Source organism: Castellaniella denitrificans, from assembly GCF_042653765.1.
GTDB classification, from domain to species: Bacteria; Pseudomonadota; Gammaproteobacteria; order Burkholderiales; family Burkholderiaceae_B; genus Castellaniella; species Castellaniella denitrificans.
Genome location: NZ_JBHSEZ010000004.1, coordinates 386,450 through 404,037 on the forward strand (window position 1 = coordinate 386,450; position 17,588 = coordinate 404,037).

Here is a 17,588-nt window from a genome sequence, read left to right on the forward strand (position 1 = left end):
TGGTCCGCCAATTCGATGGTGGGCGACACAGCGTGATCCTCTGGGCACTTGCCTTGCAAAAGACGTTATTCTGACGGATTTGCGCCATAAAATAAAATCCCGAGATCAGCGCGGGCCGATACGCCCGACCAGCTCGCGCTCGGCGGGCACCGGTTCGCCATCCAGCGACGCGCCGATCAGGTCTCCCGCCAGGGCGGACCAGCTCAGGCCGCGCGACCCGTAGGCGCAGGCCAGCCACAGGCCCGGCCGATCCGGCACCGCCCCGATCAGGGGCAGATGGTCGCGCGAGGCGGCCCGCCAGCCGGCCCACCCGACGGCCGCGCCGCGCCCCAGCCAGGGGATGTCTCGCGCCTCGACCCAGTCCCGCACGCGCGCCAGGATGTCCTGGTGGCCGGCCTCGTCCGCGACGGCCTCGGCCGCATCGGGCCGGTAGGTGCTGCCGGCCACGCCCCAGCCGTCCCGGGGCGGCAGGCAGTAGCCGCGTCCCGACAGGACGCAGCGCGGCACGGAGGACTCACCCGAGGGATACAGGCTGACCTGGCCGGCGAGGGGCGCGAGGCCGGACAGGACGGGCAGGCGCTCGACCGGAGCCACGCCGGCCAGCAGCGCGCGCGCATGCAGGGCGTTGGCCAGCACGACCTGGTCCGCCCGTCCCAGTTCCCGCCCGTCGGCGGCCCGCAGCGACCAGCCGCCGCCATCCGCCGGGGCCAGCGTCCCGACGGCGGCGGCGCGGCGCGTCACGCCCGGCAGGCCCAGCAAGGCGGCGATCAGTTCGCCCGGGCACACCCGCAAGGCGCCGGGAAACCAGAGGCCGCCCCAGGGCACCCCGACCCCGGCCCGCAGGCCCGCCTGCGCGGGATCGAGCCAGCGCACCCAGACTTCGGGAAAGCCCAGGCGCGCCAGCGCCCGGCGCTGCAGGTCCGCCTGCGTCTCCGACTGCGCGCAGACCAGCGCGCCGCAGGCCTGCGGCCGCGCCGGCTCGTCCAGTTCCAGCCAGCGGGCGCGCGCCCGGGCCAGGCCGGCACGGCTCAGGCGCGAGCGCGTGTCGTCGTCCGGGCTGAGCGCGGGCACCAGGGCGGCCGCGCCCCGGCGGCGCAGGGCCGGGTCGACGTCCAGGGCGCACAGCGGGTCCCAGACCTCGACCTCGTGGCCCCGTCCGGCCAGGGCCTGGGCCACCCCGGCGCCCGCCAGGCCGCCGCCCACCACCGCCACCCGGAGGCGCGCCGACCCGGGCGGCGCGGCGCCCAGGCCGGGACGCAGGACGGCCACCGTCATGTCGCGCTTGCCGGCGATGCCGGGAACCTTGTCGACCAGGAACCCGGCGTCGCGCAGGTCGCGCCGCACCTGCCCGGCCGCGCACCAGGTGGCGGCCGTGGCCCCGGCCACCGCCAGGCGCCGCAACTGGCCGAAGACGGCGGGCGACCACATGTCGGGATTGACCCGGGGCGCGAAGCCGTCCAGGAAGAAGGCGTCGACGCGCGCCTGCGCCTGGCGCGCCAGGCGGCGGATGTCGCCGAACAGCAGGGTCAGGGTAACCCGCCCGCCCTGCAGTTCCAGCCGATGGATGCCCGGCAGCAGGTCGGGCCAGCGTCCAGCCAGCTCGCGGGCCAGGACCTGGTGGTCATCCGGCAGCCGGCGCCAGGCCCGCACCAGGTCCTCCGCGGCGAAGGGGTGCGCCTCGAACGCCAGATAATGCAGCCGGCCGCTGCGCCCGGGATCGTCCAGCCAGGCCCGCCAGGCGGCCAGGAAGTTGTGCCCCAGGCCGAAGCCGGTCTCGGCAATCGTGAACGCCGCCCGCCCGCGCCAGCGCCCGGGCAAGCCGTTGCCCCCCAGGAAGACGTGCCGCGCCTGGGGCAGCGCCCCGGCGTCGCCGTGGTAGACGTCGCCGTATTCCCGGCTGAACGGCACGCCCCGGGCATCCTCGTGCCACGAGGCGGGTTGCAGAATTTGATGCGAGTCCGACATGCGGGGACACTCGTCCTATGGTCACGTACAATGGGATGAACACGCCACGCGGGCCGGCTGGCGGCCTCGCGGGCGCATCACGGGAATCAGCGCGTCATGTCCAGTTCGCACTTCCTGTCGGCAGACTGCCTGGATGCCGCCGTCACGGCGGCGCACGCCGCAGCCGCCATTCTACAAACCCACGCCCTGCACCGCGCGGACCTGGTGGTCGACCACAAGATGCGCAACGACCTGGTATCCCAGGCCGACCGCGAAGCCGAGCAGGCCATCATCGACATCCTGCGCGCCCGCACCCCGGAAATCGGGATCATCGCCGAAGAATCCGGCGGCCGGCCGGGTACCCAGGCGACCTGGTGCATCGACCCGCTGGACGGCACCACCAACTTCATCAGCGGCATCCCCCACTACGCCGTCTCGATCGCCCTGATCGGCCATGCGGGCTGCCGCCCGGACGGCCGCGACCCGCTGCCCCAGGACACGCCGCTGATCGGCGTGGTCTACGACCCGAACCGGGAAGAGCTGTTCTCCTCGCTGCACGGCCTGGGCGCCTGGCTCAACGGCCGCCGCATCCAGTGCTCTTCCACGCAGACGCTGGAACAGGCGGTGCTGGCCACGGGCTTCCCCTTCCGCGACTTTTCCTTCGAATCCCGCTACATGCCGACCCTGCGCGACGCCACCCATGCCACCCGGGGCATCCGCCGCATGGGCTCGGCGGCCCTGGACCTGGCCTGGACGGCCTGCGGGCGCTACGATGGCTACTGGGAAATGGGCCTGGCGCCCTGGGACGTGGCCGCCGGCACGGCGCTGGTCCGCGCGGCGGGCGGCGTCTGCGAGGACATCCGCCACCAGGAACCCTGGCCCGAAGGCGGCTACGTCTACGCCGCCAACCCGCACATCGCCGCCGCGCTGGACGGGCTGGTCAACCGGCGCGCCAAGGGGGCGTCATGAGCGCGGGAGACCATGCCGCGCCACAGGGGGCGGCACCATGACAAAGGGGGCACCATGAAAGAGATCCTCGACACCCTGGACGGCTGGCTGCCCGACCTGACCGACATCCGCCGCGCCATCCACGCCTGGCCCGAGCTCGCCTTCCAGGAAGTCCGCACGGCCGACACCGTGGCGCGCCTGCTGGAGTCCTGGGGCATCGAGACCCATCGCGGCCTGGGCGAGACCGGCGTGGTCGGCCGCATCGCCGGTCGCGGGCCGGGCCGGTCCGTGGGCCTGCGGGCCGACATGGACGCCCTGCCCATGCCGGAGACCAACACCTTCCCGCACGCCAGCCGCAATCCGGGCGCCATGCATGCCTGCGGCCATGACGGCCACACCACCATGCTGCTGGCCGCCGCCCGCTACCTGGCCGGACACCGCGACTTCAACGGCACCGTGCACGTCGTCTTCCAGCCCGCCGAAGAAGCCGGAGGCGGCGCCCGCCGCATGATCGAGGACGGCCTGTTCGAACAGTTCCCCATGGACGCGGTGTTCGGCATGCACAACTGGCCCGGCCTGCCCGCCGGCACGTTCGGCCTGACCGACGGCCCCATCATGGCCTCCAGCAGCACGTTCGAAATCACGCTGCGGGGCCGCGGCGCCCACGGCGCCATGCCCCACCTGGGCGTGGACCCGGTGGTCGCGGCCGCCCAGCTCACCCTGGCCTTCCAGACCATCCTGACCCGCGACTTGGACCCGCTGGAATCCGGCGTCATCAGCGTAACCCAGATCCACGCCGGATCGGCCGACAACGTCATCCCCGACCAGGCCGTGATGCGCGGCACGGTGCGCACCCTGTCCAACGACACGCTGGACCTGATCGAGACCCGCATGCGCGACCTGGCCGGGCCGCTCGCCCAGGCACTGCGCTGCGAAGCCGTCTTCCGCTTCCACCGCGAATACCCGGCCACCGTCAACCACCCCGAACAGGCCGCCCTCTGCGCCCAGGTCCTGACCGAGCTGGTGGGCGCCGACCAGGTCGACGCCCAGGTACGGCCGTCCATGGGGGCGGAGGACTTCGCCTTCATGCTGCAGGCCCGTCCCGGCTGCTACGTCTGGATCGGCAACGGCACGGGCGACCACCGCACGGCGGGCCACGGCCTGGGGCCCTGCACCCTGCACAACGGCAGCTACGACTTCAACGACGCCATCATTCCGCTGGGGGCCGCCTACTGGGTGCTGCTGGCGCGCCGGTTCCTGGCCGGCTGACCGCCCCCGGACGGCCCGGCGTCAAGAAATCGCCATCCGCAAACGGTTAAAATACGCGCTTTGCCGAAACGCGCCCCGCCCGGTCCGGACGCGGCGCCTCGGCATCCACCCCGAGGCCGCCATGTCCACTACCCTGCCCTCCTCCGATCGCCCGGTCACCCTGCGCGTCATGCCCCAGCCGTCCGACGCCAACATCCATGGCGACGTGTTCGGGGGCTGGATCATGGCCCAGGTGGATATCGCCGGCTCGATCCCGGCCACGCGGCGCGCGTGCGGACGGGTCGCCACCGTGGCCGTCAACGCCTTCACCTTCAAGCAGCCCGTCTTCGTCGGCGACCTGCTCAGCTTCTACGCCGAAATCACCCGGACGGGCCGGACTTCCGTCACCGTCTCGGTCGAAGTCTACGCCGAACGCCAGCGCCTGGAGGCCGAGGTCGTCAAGGTCACCGAGGCCACCCTGACCTACGTCGCCACCGACGAGGACCGCCACAGCCGTCCCCTGCCCCCGATCTGAGGAGCCCGTGCCGATGGCCGATCAGCCCGCCGCCGCCGAGACCGCCATCCCGGTCGTCATTCCGCGCCGCCTGGACCCGGAAGACGCCCAATTGGCGCTGCAGGAACTGCAGGCCATCCTGAAACGCCAGGAGGTCGTGGACGCGCTCGCCCAGCGCCAGCACGAAGACGAGGACGAGGACGGCTCGAACCTGCTGGAAGGCATGCTGCAGCGCCAGCACGAGGACGAGATCCGCCAGATCGTCAACGCGCTGCACCCGGCCGACATCGCCTTCATCCTGGAATCCCTGCCGGTGCAACAGCGCCAGGCGGTCTGGCAACTGGTCAGCCAGGAACACGACGCCGACGTGCTCCTGGAAGTCGAGGACTGGGTCCGCGAATCGCTGATCGAGTCCATGGACCACGAGGACCTGATCGCGGCCACGGGCACCATGGACGCCGACGAGATCGCCGATCTCGCGCCCGACCTGCCCGCCGACGTGATGGCCGAGGTCCAGAAGGGCCTGACCGACGCCGAGCGCGCCCAACTGGTCGCCGCCATGGGCTATCCGGAGGACACCGTCGGCGCCATCATGGACTTCGACATGGTCCGGGTGCGCGAGGACGTGACCCTGGAAGTCGTGCTGCGCTACCTGCGCCGGCTGCACGAGCTGCCCGACCACACCGACCAGATCTTCGTGGTGGACCGCGCCGACCAGCTGCGCGGCACCCTGTCGCTGTCGCGCCTGCTGCTCAGCGAGCCCGAGACCCTGGTCAACGCGGTCATGGAGCCCGACGTCCTCAGCCTCAACCCCATGGACCCGGACACCGACGCGGCCAATGCCTTCGAGCGCTACGACCTGGTGTCGGCTCCGGTGGTGGACGAACAGGGCCGCCTGATCGGCCGCGTCACCATCGACGAGGTCGTGGACGTGCTGCAGGAAGACTCCCAGGAACAGGAACTGTCGCGCGCCGGCCTGCAGGAAGAGGATATCTTCGCGCCCGTCCTGGCGGCCCTGCGCAACCGCGCGCCCTGGCTGCTGGTGAACCTGTGCACGGCCTCCATCGCGTCCTTCGTGGCGTCCCGCTTCGAGGACACGGTCAGCCACATCGTGATCCTGGCCTTCCTGATGTCCATCGTGGCCGGGATCGGCGGCAATTCCGGCAACCAGACCATGACCATGATCATCCGCGCCATGGCCACGGGCCGCGTCACCGGCGCGAACATCACGCAGCTGGTCAAGCGCGAGCTGCAGGTGACGTTCCTGGTGGGAACCTGCGGCAGCCTGGTCGCGGCGACCTTCGCCTGGATGATCTCGGGCTCCTACGCGGTCGCCGGGGTGATGATGGCGGCCATGGTCGGCAACATGCTGATCGGCGCGGCGCTGGGGGTGCTGATCCCGCTGCTGCGCGACCGCTTCGGCAAGGACCCCGCCATGGGCTCGTCGGTGCTGCTGACCTTCGCCACGGATTCGCTGGGATTCTTCCTGTTCCTGGGACTGGCGACGGTGTTCTTACTGTAGCGGCACCTCGACCGCACGGCCCCCTTCCGGACGCGCCGCTCACCCGGTTCCGGCTGCGCCGGAACTGCCCAGGCTCCAGGCCATCATCGGGGCGCTCGCCAAACTCGCAAGGCGCTCAGTCCCCCGGACTGAGCGCACCCGTCTTGCTCGAACAGTGGCTCGCTTGCATCCCCGCTGACGGCCTTCCGCCTGGCGGGCTCGAACAGCGCGCCCGGAAGGGGGCCATGCGGTCCGACGAGATCAGGGAAGCTGCAGCAATGCCTTGATCCGGGCCTTGATGTCCGCGAGTTCGGCGGCCGTGGCCTGGCCCTTGCGTTCAGCCTGACGTGATTTCCAGTCCAGGCTCTTGATTTGATCGGCCAGAGCAACCCCCAGGGCGCCGCCGCCACTCAGCGGAACCTCGAAGGGATAGCCTTTGACCTGGCTGGTGATCGGAACACAGACAATCAGGCCAGAACGCTGGTTATAGGCCAAGGGGCTCAGCACCACGGCCGGCCGGCGGCCTGCTTGTTCATGTCCGCTTTGCGGCGTGAAATTCAGCCAGACGATATCGCCTTCCTCTGGCGCGTAGGCACTCTTCACAACAGTTCCCGCCCCAGGGGACCACCAAAGTCCTGTTCGCCATGCCGGTTTTCGGCGGTGATGCCCGCCAGCAAATCGTCCAGTTGATAGACCGGTGCAGCAGGCTCGATCACGATACGGCCGTTTTCAACACGGACTTCGACGGTCTGCTCGAGTGTCAGTTGCGCCGCTTCCATGATCGCAGTGGGCAGGCGGACCGCCGGGCTGTTACCCCATTTCTTGAGGATCTGAAGCGCCATGGCGACCTCCGTAGAAACAAATGTAGATACCTATGAAGTATAGGCAATCCCTACGCAAGTATCAACACCCGTATCTACATGCGGGATCGTCGCCCGTCATTCACCTGCGGCACAAGAGACGCCTCATCAAGCATGCTCAAGCCCCGCATCACCGGCTGGCGGAAGGACGCACTGGGTGACTATCCCGTGAGCTTGCAAGCGCCGCTTCGACATGTCCGACCAGATCGGCGCCTGTGAGCCCGAGCGGTCCGGACAGGGCCAAGACGGTCGCAATGGAGGGCAAGCGCTGACCTCGCTCCAGCATGGAGATGAATGTTCTGTCGAGATTGGCCTCGAAGGCCAGTGTTTCTTGCGACATGCCGCGCGCATTCCGCAGCGACCTCAGCACGTCACCGAACGTTTTCTCGAGCGTTCCTTTTGGAGGCGGTCCCATTGCAGGGAAGATGCTAGTTCCGTAGACTATGGTCTACGGACAACTGTCTACAAGGACAACATCAGCATGACCTGCCAGAGCCGACACGCACGGCCCTCGAAACTCTCAAAAATGATCGCGGCAATCAATGTGGCGGCGCTGCTCAGCGCATGCGCCCACACAACCCCGAATCCCGTGCAGACATCGCAGGTTGGCGATGAAAACATGAGCTGCCGTTCCATCGAGAACGAAATGCAGGATATGGAAACCGAACGCGCGGACAGCGATGCGCGAGGCACCGGCCAGGTCGCGAAGAATGTCGGACTCGGAATCGCTGGTGCCTTCTTATTGGTTCCATGGTTCTTCATGGACACGGGTAATGCCCACTCAGTCGAGGCCAAGGCGGCACAAGCAAGATACAAGCGGCTACATGCGCTTTACCAGGATAAGGGGTGCATGCCCACAGAAAAGCCCGTGGAGAAAACTCCTTCGAGCGAATTGCATGAACCAAAAGAATAATCTGACAGAATAAATTAGCCAGATAGATCACAGAACAGAACTGCGAGGACCATAATGAACTTTATTCAAAAAATTATCCTCGGACACCACCTAACCAAGATGACTAATATCTTTGAGGCTGTTGTCCGCACAAAGATCGGTGCCTTTGCAGGGGCTGGCGGTGGGTTTGACTCGCTACCACCACATCAAATGACGCTGTATCTTAGCGAGCTTAAATCTCGTTCCGAAAAATTGCGCCGCTTCCCTAAACACGTGATCACTCAAGAACTACTGAAGAGCGCGCGCATCTCAGTTCAGCTAAACCGGTCCACCCGAATGGAAGCCCAACAGAAGCTCTTGGATCTGCTGATTGGTGAAGGCATTGCGATGGATCTCAAAACCTTCCAACAATCATTCTCAAATTAGCATCTCGTGTGAAGCACCTGCCACCCGCCTTCCTCGGCAGGCGGCGTCCTGTGGCCGCACCGAGCGCTGTTGGAGTCCGCTGGCCAGAAGCCAGCCAGCGGGGAGGCAAGTGAGCCACTGTTCGAGCGGGACGCTTGCGGTCAGTCCGGGGGACTGACCGCCCCGCGAGTTTGGCGAACGCCCCGATGGCGGGCTGGCGGCCGGGCAGTTCCGGCGCAGCCGGAACCGGACGACCTGCGCCCGGGGCGGCCACAGGACGACGCCGAGGTCTCACAAAAGAACACCGACGGCCGACACCCCAGACCGAAACGCGGCCAGAGACCCCGCCCCCCACCGCAGCAATGAAAAAGGCCGGGACACGCCCGGCCTTTTTCATCATCGACAGAAAGACTTACTTCAGCTGCCCGTGGCAGTGCTTGTACTTCTTCCCGCTGCCGCACGGGCAGGGATCGTTGCGCCCCACGCGCGGCACCGCGCCGGCCGGCGTCGCCGCCTTCTGGCCAGTGGCAGGCGTCTCGTCCAGGCCCAGGTCCTCGCCGCGCAAGGCCGCGTCGTAGTCCGCGTGGTGGTAGCGCACGTTTTCCACCGGGGACGCCGGTTCCTCGACCTCCACCTGTTCGCGCGACTGGATGCGCACCGTCATCAGCACCCGGATCGTTTCGTTGCGGATACGGTCCAGCATGTCCGAGAACAGCGTGAACGCCTCGCGCTTGTAGGCCTGCTTCGGATCCACCTGCGCATAGCCGCGCAGATGGATGCCCTGGCGCAGATGGTCCAGCGACGCCAGGTGGGCGCGCCAGTTCGTGTCCAGCGACTGCAGCAGCACCGAGCGCTCGAACGGCCGCCAGCCGGCCTCGCCGACCAGGGCGACCTTCTCGTCGTACAGCCGCCTGGCCTCGGCCAGCACCCGTTCCAGCAGATCGTCGTCCGTCAGGTTGGGTTCCTTTTCCAGCATTTCAGCCAGCGGCAGCGCGATCGCCCAGTCGGATTCCAGGGACGACTGCAGGCCGGGGATGTCCCACTGCTCCTCCATCGTCTCTTCCGGCACGTAGCGGCGGAACACCGCCGTGATCTCCGCGTCCCGCAGGTTGGCGATCGTGTCGGCTACCGATTCCGCTTCCAGGACCTCGTTGCGCTGGGCATAGAGCACCTTGCGCTGGTCGTTGGCCACGTCGTCGTATTCCAGCAGCTGCTTGCGGATGTCGAAATTGCGGCCCTCGACCTTGCGCTGCGCGGATTCGATCGAACGCGACACCATGCGCGCCTCGATCGGCTCGCCTTCGGGCAGGCGCAGGCGCTCCATGATGGCGCGCACCCGGTCCCCGGCGAAGATCCGCATCAGCGAATCGTCCAGCGACAGGTAGAAACGCGAGGAGCCCGGGTCGCCCTGGCGGCCGGCGCGGCCGCGCAGCTGGTTGTCGATGCGCCGCGATTCGTGGCGTTCGGTACCGATGATGCGCAGGCCGCCGGCCTTCTTCACGGCCTCGTTGGCCGGCGCCCATTCGGCCCGGATGGCCGCGATGCGGGCGTCTTTTTCCTCGGGGGACAGGTCCGGATCGGCGCGCACCAGGTCGATCTGCTTGTCCACGCTGCCGCCCAGCACGATGTCCGTGCCCCGGCCGGCCATGTTGGTGGCGATCGTGATGTGGCCCGGCTTGCCGGCCTCGGCGACGATCTCGGCCTCGCGGGCGTGCTGCTTGGCGTTCAGCACCTCGTGGGGCAGGCCTTCCTTCTTCAGCGCATTGGACAGCAGCTCGGAATTCTCGATGCTGGTGGTGCCCACCAGCACCGGCTGGCCGCGCTTGTGGCAGTCGATGATGTCGTCCAGGATCGCGCGGTATTTTTCCGCGTCGGTCTTGAAGACCTGGTCGTTCTGGTCCTGGCGCGCCATCGGCCGGTTGGTCGGGATGATGACCGTTTCCAGGCCGTAGATTTCCTGGAATTCGTAGGCCTCGGTGTCGGCCGTCCCCGTCATGCCCGCCAGCTTGTCGTACATGCGGAAATAATTCTGGAACGTGATCGAGGCCAGCGTCTGGTTCTCGTTCTGGATGCGCACGCCTTCCTTGGCCTCGACCGCCTGGTGCAGGCCGTCGGACCAGCGGCGGCCCGCCATCAGGCGGCCCGTGAACTCGTCGACGATGACGACCTCGCCGTCCTGGACGACGTACTGCTGATCGCGATGGAACAGGTTGTGCGCACGCAAGGCCACCAGCAGGTGGTGCATCAGCGAGATGTGGCGCGGGTCGTACAGGGACTCGCCTTCGGGCAGGATGCCCTGGCGCGCCATGATCTGCTCGGCCTTGATCTGGCCGGCTTCCGACAGATGCACCTGCTGGGCCTTTTCGTCGACCCAGAAATCGCCTTCGGGCTCGGGCTCGTGGGGCTTGGGCTCTTCCGTCATGCGCGTCAGCAGGGGCGGCACCGCGTTCATGCGGATGTAGAGCTCGGTGTTGTCCTCGGCCTGGCCGGAAATGATCAGCGGCGTGCGCGCCTCGTCGATCAGGATCGAATCCACCTCGTCGACGATGGCGTAGGCCAGGCTGCGCTGGCGGCGGTCTTCCGGACGGAATTCCATGTTGTCGCGCAGGTAGTCGAAGCCGTATTCGTTGTTCGTGCCGTAGGTGATGTCGGCCCGGTAGGCGGCGCGTTTTTCCTCGTTGTCCTGCTGCGGCACCACCACGCCGACCGTCATGCCCAGGAACCCGTAGAGCCGGCCCATCCATTCGGCGTCCCGGCGGGCCAGGTAGTCGTTGACCGTCACCACGTGGACCCCGCGGCCGCTCAGGGCGTTCAGGTAGACCGCCAGCGTCGCCATCAGGGTCTTGCCCTCGCCGGTGCGCATTTCGGCGATCTTGCCGTTGTGCAGGGCGATCGCGCCCAGCATCTGGACGTCGAAGTGGCGCATGCCGAACACGCGGCGGCTGGCCTCGCGCACCACGGCGAAGGCTTCGGGCAGCAGGGAATTCAGGGACTTGCCGTCCGCGATCCGCTGGCGGAATTCGTCGGTCTTGGCCTTCAGCGCGTCGTCGGACAGGGCCTGCATGGAAGGTTCGAGCGCATTGATCTGCGCGACCTGCTTGCGGTACTGCTTCAACAGCCGGTCATTGCGGCTGCCGATGATTTTTTTGAGCAGAGAAACCATATCGTGTCGTCGCTGCGGGCCCGAAGGATGATCGGACGCCGGAAGATTGTGAGGCGCGGCCGCCGAATGGTGACCGCAGGTAAACGCTGCAGTTTAACGCAGGGAGGAAGCCCCCGCATCGGCGGCGGGCCCGGCTTGCGCCACCCGGTCCGCCCCCAGCGCCAGGCGCGTGCGGGCGTCTTCCTGGATGAACAGGGTCGGATCCAGGGGGTAGTCCGCCATCCGCACCTCGAAATGCAGATGCGATCCGGTGGACCGGCCGGTGCTGCCCACCCGCGCGATGAGCTGGCCCTGGCGGACGATGTCGCCCGTTTTCACCAGCACGCTGGAGGCATGGGCGTAGCGGGTGCGCAGGCCGTTGCCGTGGTCGATCTCCACCATCCGGCCGTAGCCGTGCCAGGAGCCCGCCCGCGTCACCAGCCCGCCGGACGCCGCCCGGATGGGCGCGCCGCGGGGCGCGACGAAGTCCAGGCCCTCGTGCATGGTGTGGCGGCCGCTGACCGGATTGCGGCGCCAGCCGAACGACGAGCTGAGGGCGGGATAATCGACCGGGGAGAGCGTCGGCAGGCTGGCCTGGAAGCCGGCCTGGCGGGACAGGGCCGCGTCCACCAGGGCGTAGGCGTCCTCCTGGGTTTCCAGGCGCCGCCCCAGCGCGTCGATGTGCCGCCCCAGCAGTTCCGCCGAGCCGATCGCGGGCGCCGGCAGCGACTGGGCGGGGATGTCGTCCATCACCTGGGCGTCGCCCGCCTCGTCGTCGATCGCCGGCAGGCCGGCCGGACGATCGAGGGATGCGACGCCGGTAGCGAGTTCCGGCGCCGTGTAGTTCAGGCCGGCCGCCCGGGCGACCCGCTCGCGCACGGATTCCATGGCCAGCACGCGGCCCTGCAGTTCGCCCAGCTTGCCCGCCAGGCCCGCGATGCTGCCCTGCAGGGTCGCCGAATCCTGCCGCAGGCGGGAATCGATCGCCTCGCGCTGGCCGGGGTCCAGGGTCGGCGTGCGCCAGGCCTGCCACTGGGCGCCGCCCCAGGCCGACAGCGCCAAGGCGCCTGCCATGCCCAGCCCCCGCAGGAGGCGCGCGTTAGAATGCAGCCAGAGCGCTGCGCGAGCAGTGTGTTTCGATTTCGTCACTCAAAATTCCTCATGTCCATGGCGATGACGCCCCGGCGGAACCGATCATCCGGCACTCCGGCCCTGGAATGGCTGGACCGCCATCCCCAGGGCGCGCCCATGATGCAGACGGCCCGCGAACTGCTGGCCGTCCAGGCCGTGCTGGCGGGCACCTTGCCGCCCGCCCTGGCGCGCCGGATCCGGGTCGCCCGCATCGATGGACCGCAAATCACCGTGATGGTTCCCGGCCCGGCGCACGCCGCCCGGCTGCGCCAGATGACCGAAGCCGCCGCCGGCCGGATCCGGGAAGCCGGCTGGCCCGTCGAACGCATTGTCGTCCGGATCGACGCCGCCATGGACCGGACCTGGACGGAAAAGCCACGCCGGGAAGCCGAACCCCTGGGGGAAGACGCCCTGAGATCCTTCGAGGACCTGGAACGCCGGGTGGCGCCCGGCCCCCTGGCCGACGCCATCGGCCGGCTGCTGCGCCATCATCGTTCGTGACGGCGATGAAACGGCGGCCGCATGGCGGCCGCCGCCCGAGGACCGGTCCGCCCGCTCAGGCAAGCTGCCAGTCGCGCGTGAAGGCGGCGGGCGCGGTGTCGCGCGATTCGTAGCTGACCAATTCCCAGCAATCCTGCCGGGCCAGCAGGGCGCGCACCAGCTGGTTGTTCAGGCCGTGGCCGGACTTGCAGGCGACGTAGCGCGCCACCAGGGGCTTGCCGGCCAGGTACAGGTCCCCGATGGCGTCGAGGATCTTGTGCTTGACGAATTCGTCGTCGTACCGGAGCCCGTCGGCGTTCAGGACGCGGTATTCGTCCATGACGATGGCGTTGTCCAGGCTGCCGCCGCGCGCCAGGCCCATGGAGCGCAGGGCCTCGACTTCGCTGGCGAACCCGAAGGTGCGCGCGCGGGCGATGGTCTTGACGTAGGAATCCCGGGCGAAGTCGACTTCGGCCGCGTTGGCCGTGGAATCGATGGCGGGATGCCGGAAATCGATGGAGAAGGACAGAGCGAAGCCGTCGTAGGGTTCCAGCCGCGCCCATTTGGCGGCCGGACCTTCGCCTTCGCACACTTCGACGGGCTTCAGCACCCGCAGGAAGCGTTTCGGCGCGGCCTGCTCCAGCAGGCCGGCGCTGCGCAGCAGGTAGACGAAAGTGCCCGCGCTGCCGTCCATGATGGGGACTTCCTCGGCGTCGAGGTCGACGTGCAGATTGTCCACGCCCAGCCCGGCCAGGGCCGACATCAGGTGCTCGACGGTGGACACACGCACGGAACCCTGCTGCAGGACCGAGGCCATGCGGGTATCGCCGACGGCGTCGGCGCGCGCGGGCAGGTCCACGATCTCGGGCAGGTCCACGCGGTGGAAGACGATGCCGGTATTGGGCTCGGCCGGGCGCAGGGTGATTTCCACGCGGCGGCCGGAATGCAGGCCCACTCCGGTGGTGGACACGGCTTGTTTGATGGTGCGCTGCAGGAGCATGGGAGTCTTCGTCGATGTAAAAGCGGCCCTGCGAAGCGCGCCTCGCATAGCCTGATCTCACGCATTGTAATCAATATCCGGGTTTTCCACGATGGCCGAATGCAACACAACCGATGCGAATGCAAGCAAAACCAATGCGAAGGCGCGCCTTCCCCCAGGGGCAGGGGAAGACGCGCCAGGCGCCGCGAACTGCTGTGTACGACAGCCGCGATGTGAGGTGATGCGCCGAAGCGGACCGGGTCAGTCGGCCTGCTTGCGCAGGAAGGCCGGAATGTCGAAGTGATCCATGCCGGCCGTCTCCAGCGCCCGGACCTGGGCCGAGGCATGGCTGCGCGGATTGCGGATCACGGACGGCACGTCCGTGCCGGAGAAGTCATGGCCGACTCCCACCGGCATGTTGTCCGTGCCGGTGCGCTGGGCCTCGACATTGTTCGACACCAGCTGCGGACGGGCCGCGGCGGAACCCAGGCCGGTGGCGACCACCGTGACGCGCAGGTCCTCGCCCATGGACTCGTCGTAGGCCGTGCCGAAGATCACCGTGGCGTCGGCCGAGGCGTAGCTGCCGATCGTGTCCATGATCTCGCGGGTCTCGCGCATCTTCAGCGAACGGCTGGCGGTGATGTTCACCAGGACGCCGCGCGCGCCGTGCAGGTCCACGCCTTCCAGCAGCGGGCAGGCGATCGCCTGCTCGGCCGCGATGCGGGCCCGGTCGGGACCGGAAGCCACGGCCGTGCCCATCATGGCCTGGCCCTGTTCGCCCATGATCGTCTTCACGTCCTCGAAGTCGACGTTGACGTTGCCCTCGACGTTGATGATCTCGGCGATCCCGGCGCAGGCGTTGTGCAGCACGTCGTCGGCCGCGCGGAAGCAGTCTTCCTGCGTGGCGTCCTCGTCCATCAGCTCGTACAGGTTCTCGTTGAGCACGACCACCAGCGAATGGACATGGCGCGACAGTTCGCGGATGCCTTCCTCGGCCATGCGCATGCGCTTGCTGCCTTCGAAGACGAAGGGCTTGGTGACCACGCCCACCGTCAGGATGCCGAGCTCCTTGGCGACTTCGGCCACCACGGGGCCGGCCCCCGTCCCGGTGCCGCCGCCCATGCCGGCGGTGATGAACACCATGTGGGCGCCGTTCAGCGCCGCGCGGATTTCCTCGCGCGCGGTCTCGGCGGCGGCGCGCCCCTGCTCCGGCTTGGCGCCGGCGCCCAGGCCGGTGCGGCCCAGCCGGATCTGGACCGGCGCCTCGCTGGTGACCAGCGCCTGGGCATCGGTATTCGCGCAGACGAATTCCACCCCCTGCACGCCCGAACGGATCATATGGGCCACGGCGTTGCCGCCCGCCCCGCCGACACCCACGACCTTGATCACGGTGCCGTTCCTGCTGGTATCCAGCATTTCAAAATTCATCATGATTGACTCCCTCACATACGGAAAAACGAACAACTTCCCCTGAAAAGCCCACGTCCAGGGCGGCCTTGCCGCCGCCTCAGTTCATGAACCACTCCTTCATGCGCGCCAGAATGGATTTGACCGTTCCCTTCTGCTGCGCCACCTTGCGGCCGCGGGCACGCTGCATGCGCGCCTCGGTCAGCAAGCCCATCACCGTCGAGAAGCGCGGATTGCGCATCACGTCGGCCAGACTTCCTTCGTACATGGGCACGGCGACGCGCACCGGCTTGAGGAACACGTCCTCGGCCAGTTCCACCATGCCCGGCATGAGCGCCGTCCCGCCGGTCAGCACGACCCCGGACGACAGCAATTCCTCGTAGCCCGATTCGCGCACCACCTGCTGCACGAAACCGAACAGTTCCTCCATGCGCGGCTCGATCACCGCGCCCAGGGCCTGGCGCTTGACGCTGCGGTTGGGGCGGTCCCCCAGGCCCGGCACTTCGATCATTTCCTCGGCGTCGACCAGCGCCTGCTTGGCGATGCCGTGGCGCAGCTTGATTTCCTCGGCGTCCGGCGTCGGCGTGCGCAGCATGGCCGCGATGTCGCTGGTGACCTGGTCGCCCGCGATCGGGATCACCGAGGTGTGGCGGATCGCGCCGCCGGTGTAGATGGCGATGTCGGTGGTGCCGCCGCCGATGTCCACCAGCACCACGCCCAGTTCCTTCTCGTCGGCCGTCAGGCAGGACAGGCTGGAGGCGAGCGGCTGCAGGATCAGGTCCTGGACCTCCAGGCCGCAGCGGCGCACGCACTTGACGATGTTCTGGGCCGCGCTGACCGCGCCCGTGACGATGTGCACGCGCACTTCCAGGCGCATGCCGCTCATGCCGATCGGCTCGCGGATGTCCTCCTGCGCGTCGACGATGAATTCCTGCGTCAGCACGTGCAGCACCTGCTGGTCGGTCGGGATGTTCACGGCCTTGGCCGTCTCGATCACGCGCGCCACGTCGGTGGCGGTGACTTCCTTGTCCTTGACCGCCACCATGCCGCTGGAATTGAAGCTGGTGATGTGGCTGCCCGCGATGCCGGTATAGACCTCGCGGATCTTGCAGTCGGCCATCAGCTCGGCTTCCTCCAGCGCGCGCTGGATCGAATTCACGGTGGACTCGATGTTGACCACCACGCCCTTGCGCATGCCTTCGGATTCGTGCTGTCCCAGGCCCAGCACCTCGAACCCGCCGTCGGGCAGGATTTCGGCAACGACGGCGGCCACCTTGCTGGTGCCGATATCGAGTGCAACGATCAGGTCTTTGATGTCACGGGTCATGGTCTGGTCGATCGGGAGGGTGCTGAGGTTTCGGGAGACAGCGTGATGGCGAATCCGTTCGGATAGCGCAGATCGGCGCTGGCGATCATGCGGCCGCCCAGGCGCCGGGTCAGCTCCGGCCAGGCCTGGACGAAACGTTCGATGCGGGCGGCGAACGGCAGGGCGCCGGAGCGCCCATGAGGGTCGGCGACGTCGGCGGCCGGGTCCCGGCCCAGCGTCAGGCGCACGTCGTCGGACAGCGTGACCTCCCAGGCGTAGCGCGGGGTCAGCGTGGCCTCGCGCACGCTCAGGCCCAGCGGAGCGAACCAGCGGGCGATCTCGGCGTAGCGCTGCACCACCAGCCGCTCGGAATTCACGGGGCCGTTCAGCTGGGGCAGGTCCAAGTCGTCGGGCAACTCGCCCTGGTTGGCCGTGAAGGCCTCGCCCCAGGTGTTGATCATCTGGTTCTCGTTCCAGTAGGCCAGCGGCTGCTGCTCTTCGATGCGCACCTGCAGCGTGGACGGCCACACCCGCCGGACGATGGCATGCCGCACCCAGGGCGCGGTCTCGATGCGGCGCCGGGCCGCGTCCAGGTCCATCAGGAAGAAATTGCCCCGCACCTGCCCCGCCAGGGCGGTCTGCAGGTTCAGCGGCGTGACGTATTGCAGGGTGGAGCCGGCCGCCGGGGCCAGCTCGATCCGGGAAATCGAGAAATAAGGCCGCCGGATGGTCCAGACCACGGCCCCGACCACGATGGACAACACCGCCAGCAAAGCCAGCAGGTTGGCGATCAGATTGGTCAGTCGGGCTTCGGCGAACACGTCCGGCTCC

17 protein-coding genes are annotated in these 17,588 nt (G+C 68.1%); 7 read left to right on the plus strand and 10 right to left on the minus strand.

Features of this window, described 5'->3' with window-relative positions:
• Window positions 1-105: 105 nt before the first annotated feature.
• Window positions 106-1,965, minus strand: coding sequence for a bifunctional tRNA (5-methylaminomethyl-2-thiouridine)(34)-methyltransferase MnmC2/FAD-dependent 5-carboxymethylaminomethyl-2-thiouridine(34) oxidoreductase MnmC1 (gene mnmC, locus ACFO27_RS07925; RefSeq protein WP_376816849.1), 1,860 nt, complete (start codon window positions 1,963-1,965; stop codon window positions 106-108).
• 96 nt (window positions 1,966-2,061) lie between these two features.
• On the opposite strand from mnmC, the gene ACFO27_RS07930 reads away from it, so the two are divergent.
• The 4 genes from ACFO27_RS07930 (at window position 2,062) to mgtE (ending at window position 6,176) form a co-directional block, all read left to right on the plus strand.
• Entirely contained in the window at window positions 2,062-2,913 is an 852-nt protein-coding gene (locus tag ACFO27_RS07930) for an inositol monophosphatase family protein (RefSeq protein ID WP_376816850.1), read from the plus strand.
• A 54-nt stretch (window positions 2,914-2,967) separates the two neighbouring features.
• Window positions 2,968-4,161: a M20 aminoacylase family protein gene (locus ACFO27_RS07935; protein WP_376816851.1), complete on the plus strand. Its 1,194-nt coding sequence runs from the start codon at window positions 2,968-2,970 to the stop codon at window positions 4,159-4,161.
• A 121-nt stretch (window positions 4,162-4,282) separates the two neighbouring features.
• Window positions 4,283-4,675: an acyl-CoA thioesterase gene (locus ACFO27_RS07940; protein ID WP_376816852.1), complete on the plus strand. Its 393-nt coding sequence runs from the start codon at window positions 4,283-4,285 to the stop codon at window positions 4,673-4,675.
• Between the two features lie 13 nt (window positions 4,676-4,688).
• Window positions 4,689-6,176, plus strand: a complete 1,488-nt coding sequence (mgtE, locus tag ACFO27_RS07945; protein ID WP_376816853.1) for a magnesium transporter — start codon at window positions 4,689-4,691, stop codon at window positions 6,174-6,176.
• Window positions 6,177-6,416: 240 nt separating this feature from the next.
• Here the strand turns inward: mgtE and mazF are convergent, their stop codons facing one another.
• The 3 genes from mazF to ACFO27_RS07960 form a co-directional block, all read right to left on the minus strand.
• Window positions 6,417-6,758, minus strand: a complete 342-nt coding sequence (gene mazF / locus ACFO27_RS07950) for an endoribonuclease MazF (protein WP_376816854.1) — start codon at window positions 6,756-6,758, stop codon at window positions 6,417-6,419.
• On the minus strand, window positions 6,755-6,997 hold the full coding sequence (locus tag ACFO27_RS07955; RefSeq protein ID WP_376816855.1) for an AbrB/MazE/SpoVT family DNA-binding domain-containing protein: 243 nt from the start codon (window positions 6,995-6,997) through the stop codon (window positions 6,755-6,757). Before ACFO27_RS07955 ends, mazF begins: the two co-directional genes overlap by 4 nt.
• 148 nt (window positions 6,998-7,145) lie before the next feature.
• On the minus strand, window positions 7,146-7,355 hold the full coding sequence (locus ACFO27_RS07960; RefSeq protein WP_376816856.1) for a helix-turn-helix domain-containing protein: 210 nt from the start codon (window positions 7,353-7,355) through the stop codon (window positions 7,146-7,148).
• A 141-nt stretch (window positions 7,356-7,496) separates the two neighbouring features.
• On the opposite strand from ACFO27_RS07960, the gene ACFO27_RS07965 reads away from it, so the two are divergent.
• Together ACFO27_RS07965 and ACFO27_RS07970 are read left to right on the plus strand one after the other, a co-directional pair.
• A complete protein-coding gene (locus ACFO27_RS07965; protein ID WP_376816857.1) occupies window positions 7,497-7,928 on the plus strand; it encodes a hypothetical protein in 432 nt (143 codons plus the stop codon).
• Window positions 7,929-7,982: 54 nt separating this feature from the next.
• Complete coding sequence (locus ACFO27_RS07970) at window positions 7,983-8,333, plus strand: hypothetical protein (RefSeq protein WP_320347095.1); 351 nt, start codon at window positions 7,983-7,985, stop codon at window positions 8,331-8,333.
• Between the two features lie 391 nt (window positions 8,334-8,724).
• Here the strand turns inward: ACFO27_RS07970 and secA are convergent, their stop codons facing one another.
• Both secA and ACFO27_RS07980 read right to left on the minus strand, forming a co-directional pair.
• A complete protein-coding gene (secA, locus tag ACFO27_RS07975; protein WP_376816858.1) occupies window positions 8,725-11,475 on the minus strand; it encodes a preprotein translocase subunit SecA in 2,751 nt (916 codons plus the stop codon).
• Between the two features lie 93 nt (window positions 11,476-11,568).
• Window positions 11,569-12,528: a M23 family metallopeptidase gene (locus ACFO27_RS07980; protein ID WP_376816859.1), complete on the minus strand. Its 960-nt coding sequence runs from the start codon at window positions 12,526-12,528 to the stop codon at window positions 11,569-11,571.
• Between the two features lie 87 nt (window positions 12,529-12,615).
• Here ACFO27_RS07980 and ACFO27_RS07985 point away from each other — a divergent pair, with 87 nt between their 5' ends.
• The gene (locus tag ACFO27_RS07985) at window positions 12,616-13,086 is read left to right on the plus strand and encodes a DciA family protein (protein ID WP_376816860.1); all 471 of its coding nucleotides are present in this window, start codon (window positions 12,616-12,618) and stop codon (window positions 13,084-13,086) included.
• Window positions 13,087-13,141: 55 nt separating this feature from the next.
• On the opposite strand, the gene lpxC is transcribed toward ACFO27_RS07985, so the two are convergent.
• The 4 genes from lpxC to ACFO27_RS08005 all read right to left on the minus strand — a co-directional run bounded on the left by lpxC (window position 13,142) and on the right by ACFO27_RS08005 (window position 17,578).
• Window positions 13,142-14,065, minus strand: a complete 924-nt coding sequence (gene lpxC / locus ACFO27_RS07990; RefSeq protein ID WP_376816861.1) for a UDP-3-O-acyl-N-acetylglucosamine deacetylase — start codon at window positions 14,063-14,065, stop codon at window positions 13,142-13,144.
• Between the two features lie 240 nt (window positions 14,066-14,305).
• The gene (ftsZ, locus tag ACFO27_RS07995; RefSeq protein WP_376816862.1) at window positions 14,306-15,475 is read right to left on the minus strand and encodes a cell division protein FtsZ; all 1,170 of its coding nucleotides are present in this window, start codon (window positions 15,473-15,475) and stop codon (window positions 14,306-14,308) included.
• A 76-nt stretch (window positions 15,476-15,551) separates the two neighbouring features.
• Window positions 15,552-16,778, minus strand: coding sequence for a cell division protein FtsA (gene ftsA, locus ACFO27_RS08000; protein ID WP_323026434.1), 1,227 nt, complete (start codon window positions 16,776-16,778; stop codon window positions 15,552-15,554).
• The gene (locus tag ACFO27_RS08005; protein WP_376816863.1) at window positions 16,775-17,578 is read right to left on the minus strand and encodes a cell division protein FtsQ/DivIB; all 804 of its coding nucleotides are present in this window, start codon (window positions 17,576-17,578) and stop codon (window positions 16,775-16,777) included. Before ACFO27_RS08005 ends, ftsA begins: the two co-directional genes overlap by 4 nt.
• Window positions 17,579-17,588 lie beyond the last annotated feature (10 nt).

Coding starts and splice junctions, on each gene's coding strand:
- ACFO27_RS07955 (WP_376816855.1), bottom strand. CDS start 6,997: ATGGCGCTTCAGATCCTCAAGAAATGGGGTAACAGCCCGGCGGTCCGC.
- ftsA (WP_323026434.1), bottom strand. CDS start 16,778: ATGACCCGTGACATCAAAGACCTGATCGTTGCACTCGATATCGGCACC.
- ACFO27_RS07980 (WP_376816859.1), bottom strand. CDS start 12,528: ATGGCAGGCGCCTTGGCGCTGTCGGCCTGGGGCGGCGCCCAGTGGCAG.
- ACFO27_RS07930 (WP_376816850.1), top strand. CDS start 2,062: ATGTCCAGTTCGCACTTCCTGTCGGCAGACTGCCTGGATGCCGCCGTC.
- ACFO27_RS07940 (WP_376816852.1), top strand. CDS start 4,283: ATGTCCACTACCCTGCCCTCCTCCGATCGCCCGGTCACCCTGCGCGTC.
- secA (WP_376816858.1), bottom strand. CDS start 11,475: ATGGTTTCTCTGCTCAAAAAAATCATCGGCAGCCGCAATGACCGGCTG.
- ACFO27_RS07960 (WP_376816856.1), bottom strand. CDS start 7,355: ATGTCGCAAGAAACACTGGCCTTCGAGGCCAATCTCGACAGAACATTC.
- mnmC (WP_376816849.1), bottom strand. CDS start 1,965: ATGTCGGACTCGCATCAAATTCTGCAACCCGCCTCGTGGCACGAGGAT.
- mgtE (WP_376816853.1), top strand. CDS start 4,689: ATGGCCGATCAGCCCGCCGCCGCCGAGACCGCCATCCCGGTCGTCATT.
- lpxC (WP_376816861.1), bottom strand. CDS start 14,065: ATGCTCCTGCAGCGCACCATCAAACAAGCCGTGTCCACCACCGGAGTG.
- ACFO27_RS07935 (WP_376816851.1), top strand. CDS start 2,968: ATGAAAGAGATCCTCGACACCCTGGACGGCTGGCTGCCCGACCTGACC.
- ftsZ (WP_376816862.1), bottom strand. CDS start 15,475: ATGATGAATTTTGAAATGCTGGATACCAGCAGGAACGGCACCGTGATC.
- ACFO27_RS07985 (WP_376816860.1), top strand. CDS start 12,616: ATGTCCATGGCGATGACGCCCCGGCGGAACCGATCATCCGGCACTCCG.
- ACFO27_RS07965 (WP_376816857.1), top strand. CDS start 7,497: ATGACCTGCCAGAGCCGACACGCACGGCCCTCGAAACTCTCAAAAATG.
- ACFO27_RS07970 (WP_320347095.1), top strand. CDS start 7,983: ATGAACTTTATTCAAAAAATTATCCTCGGACACCACCTAACCAAGATG.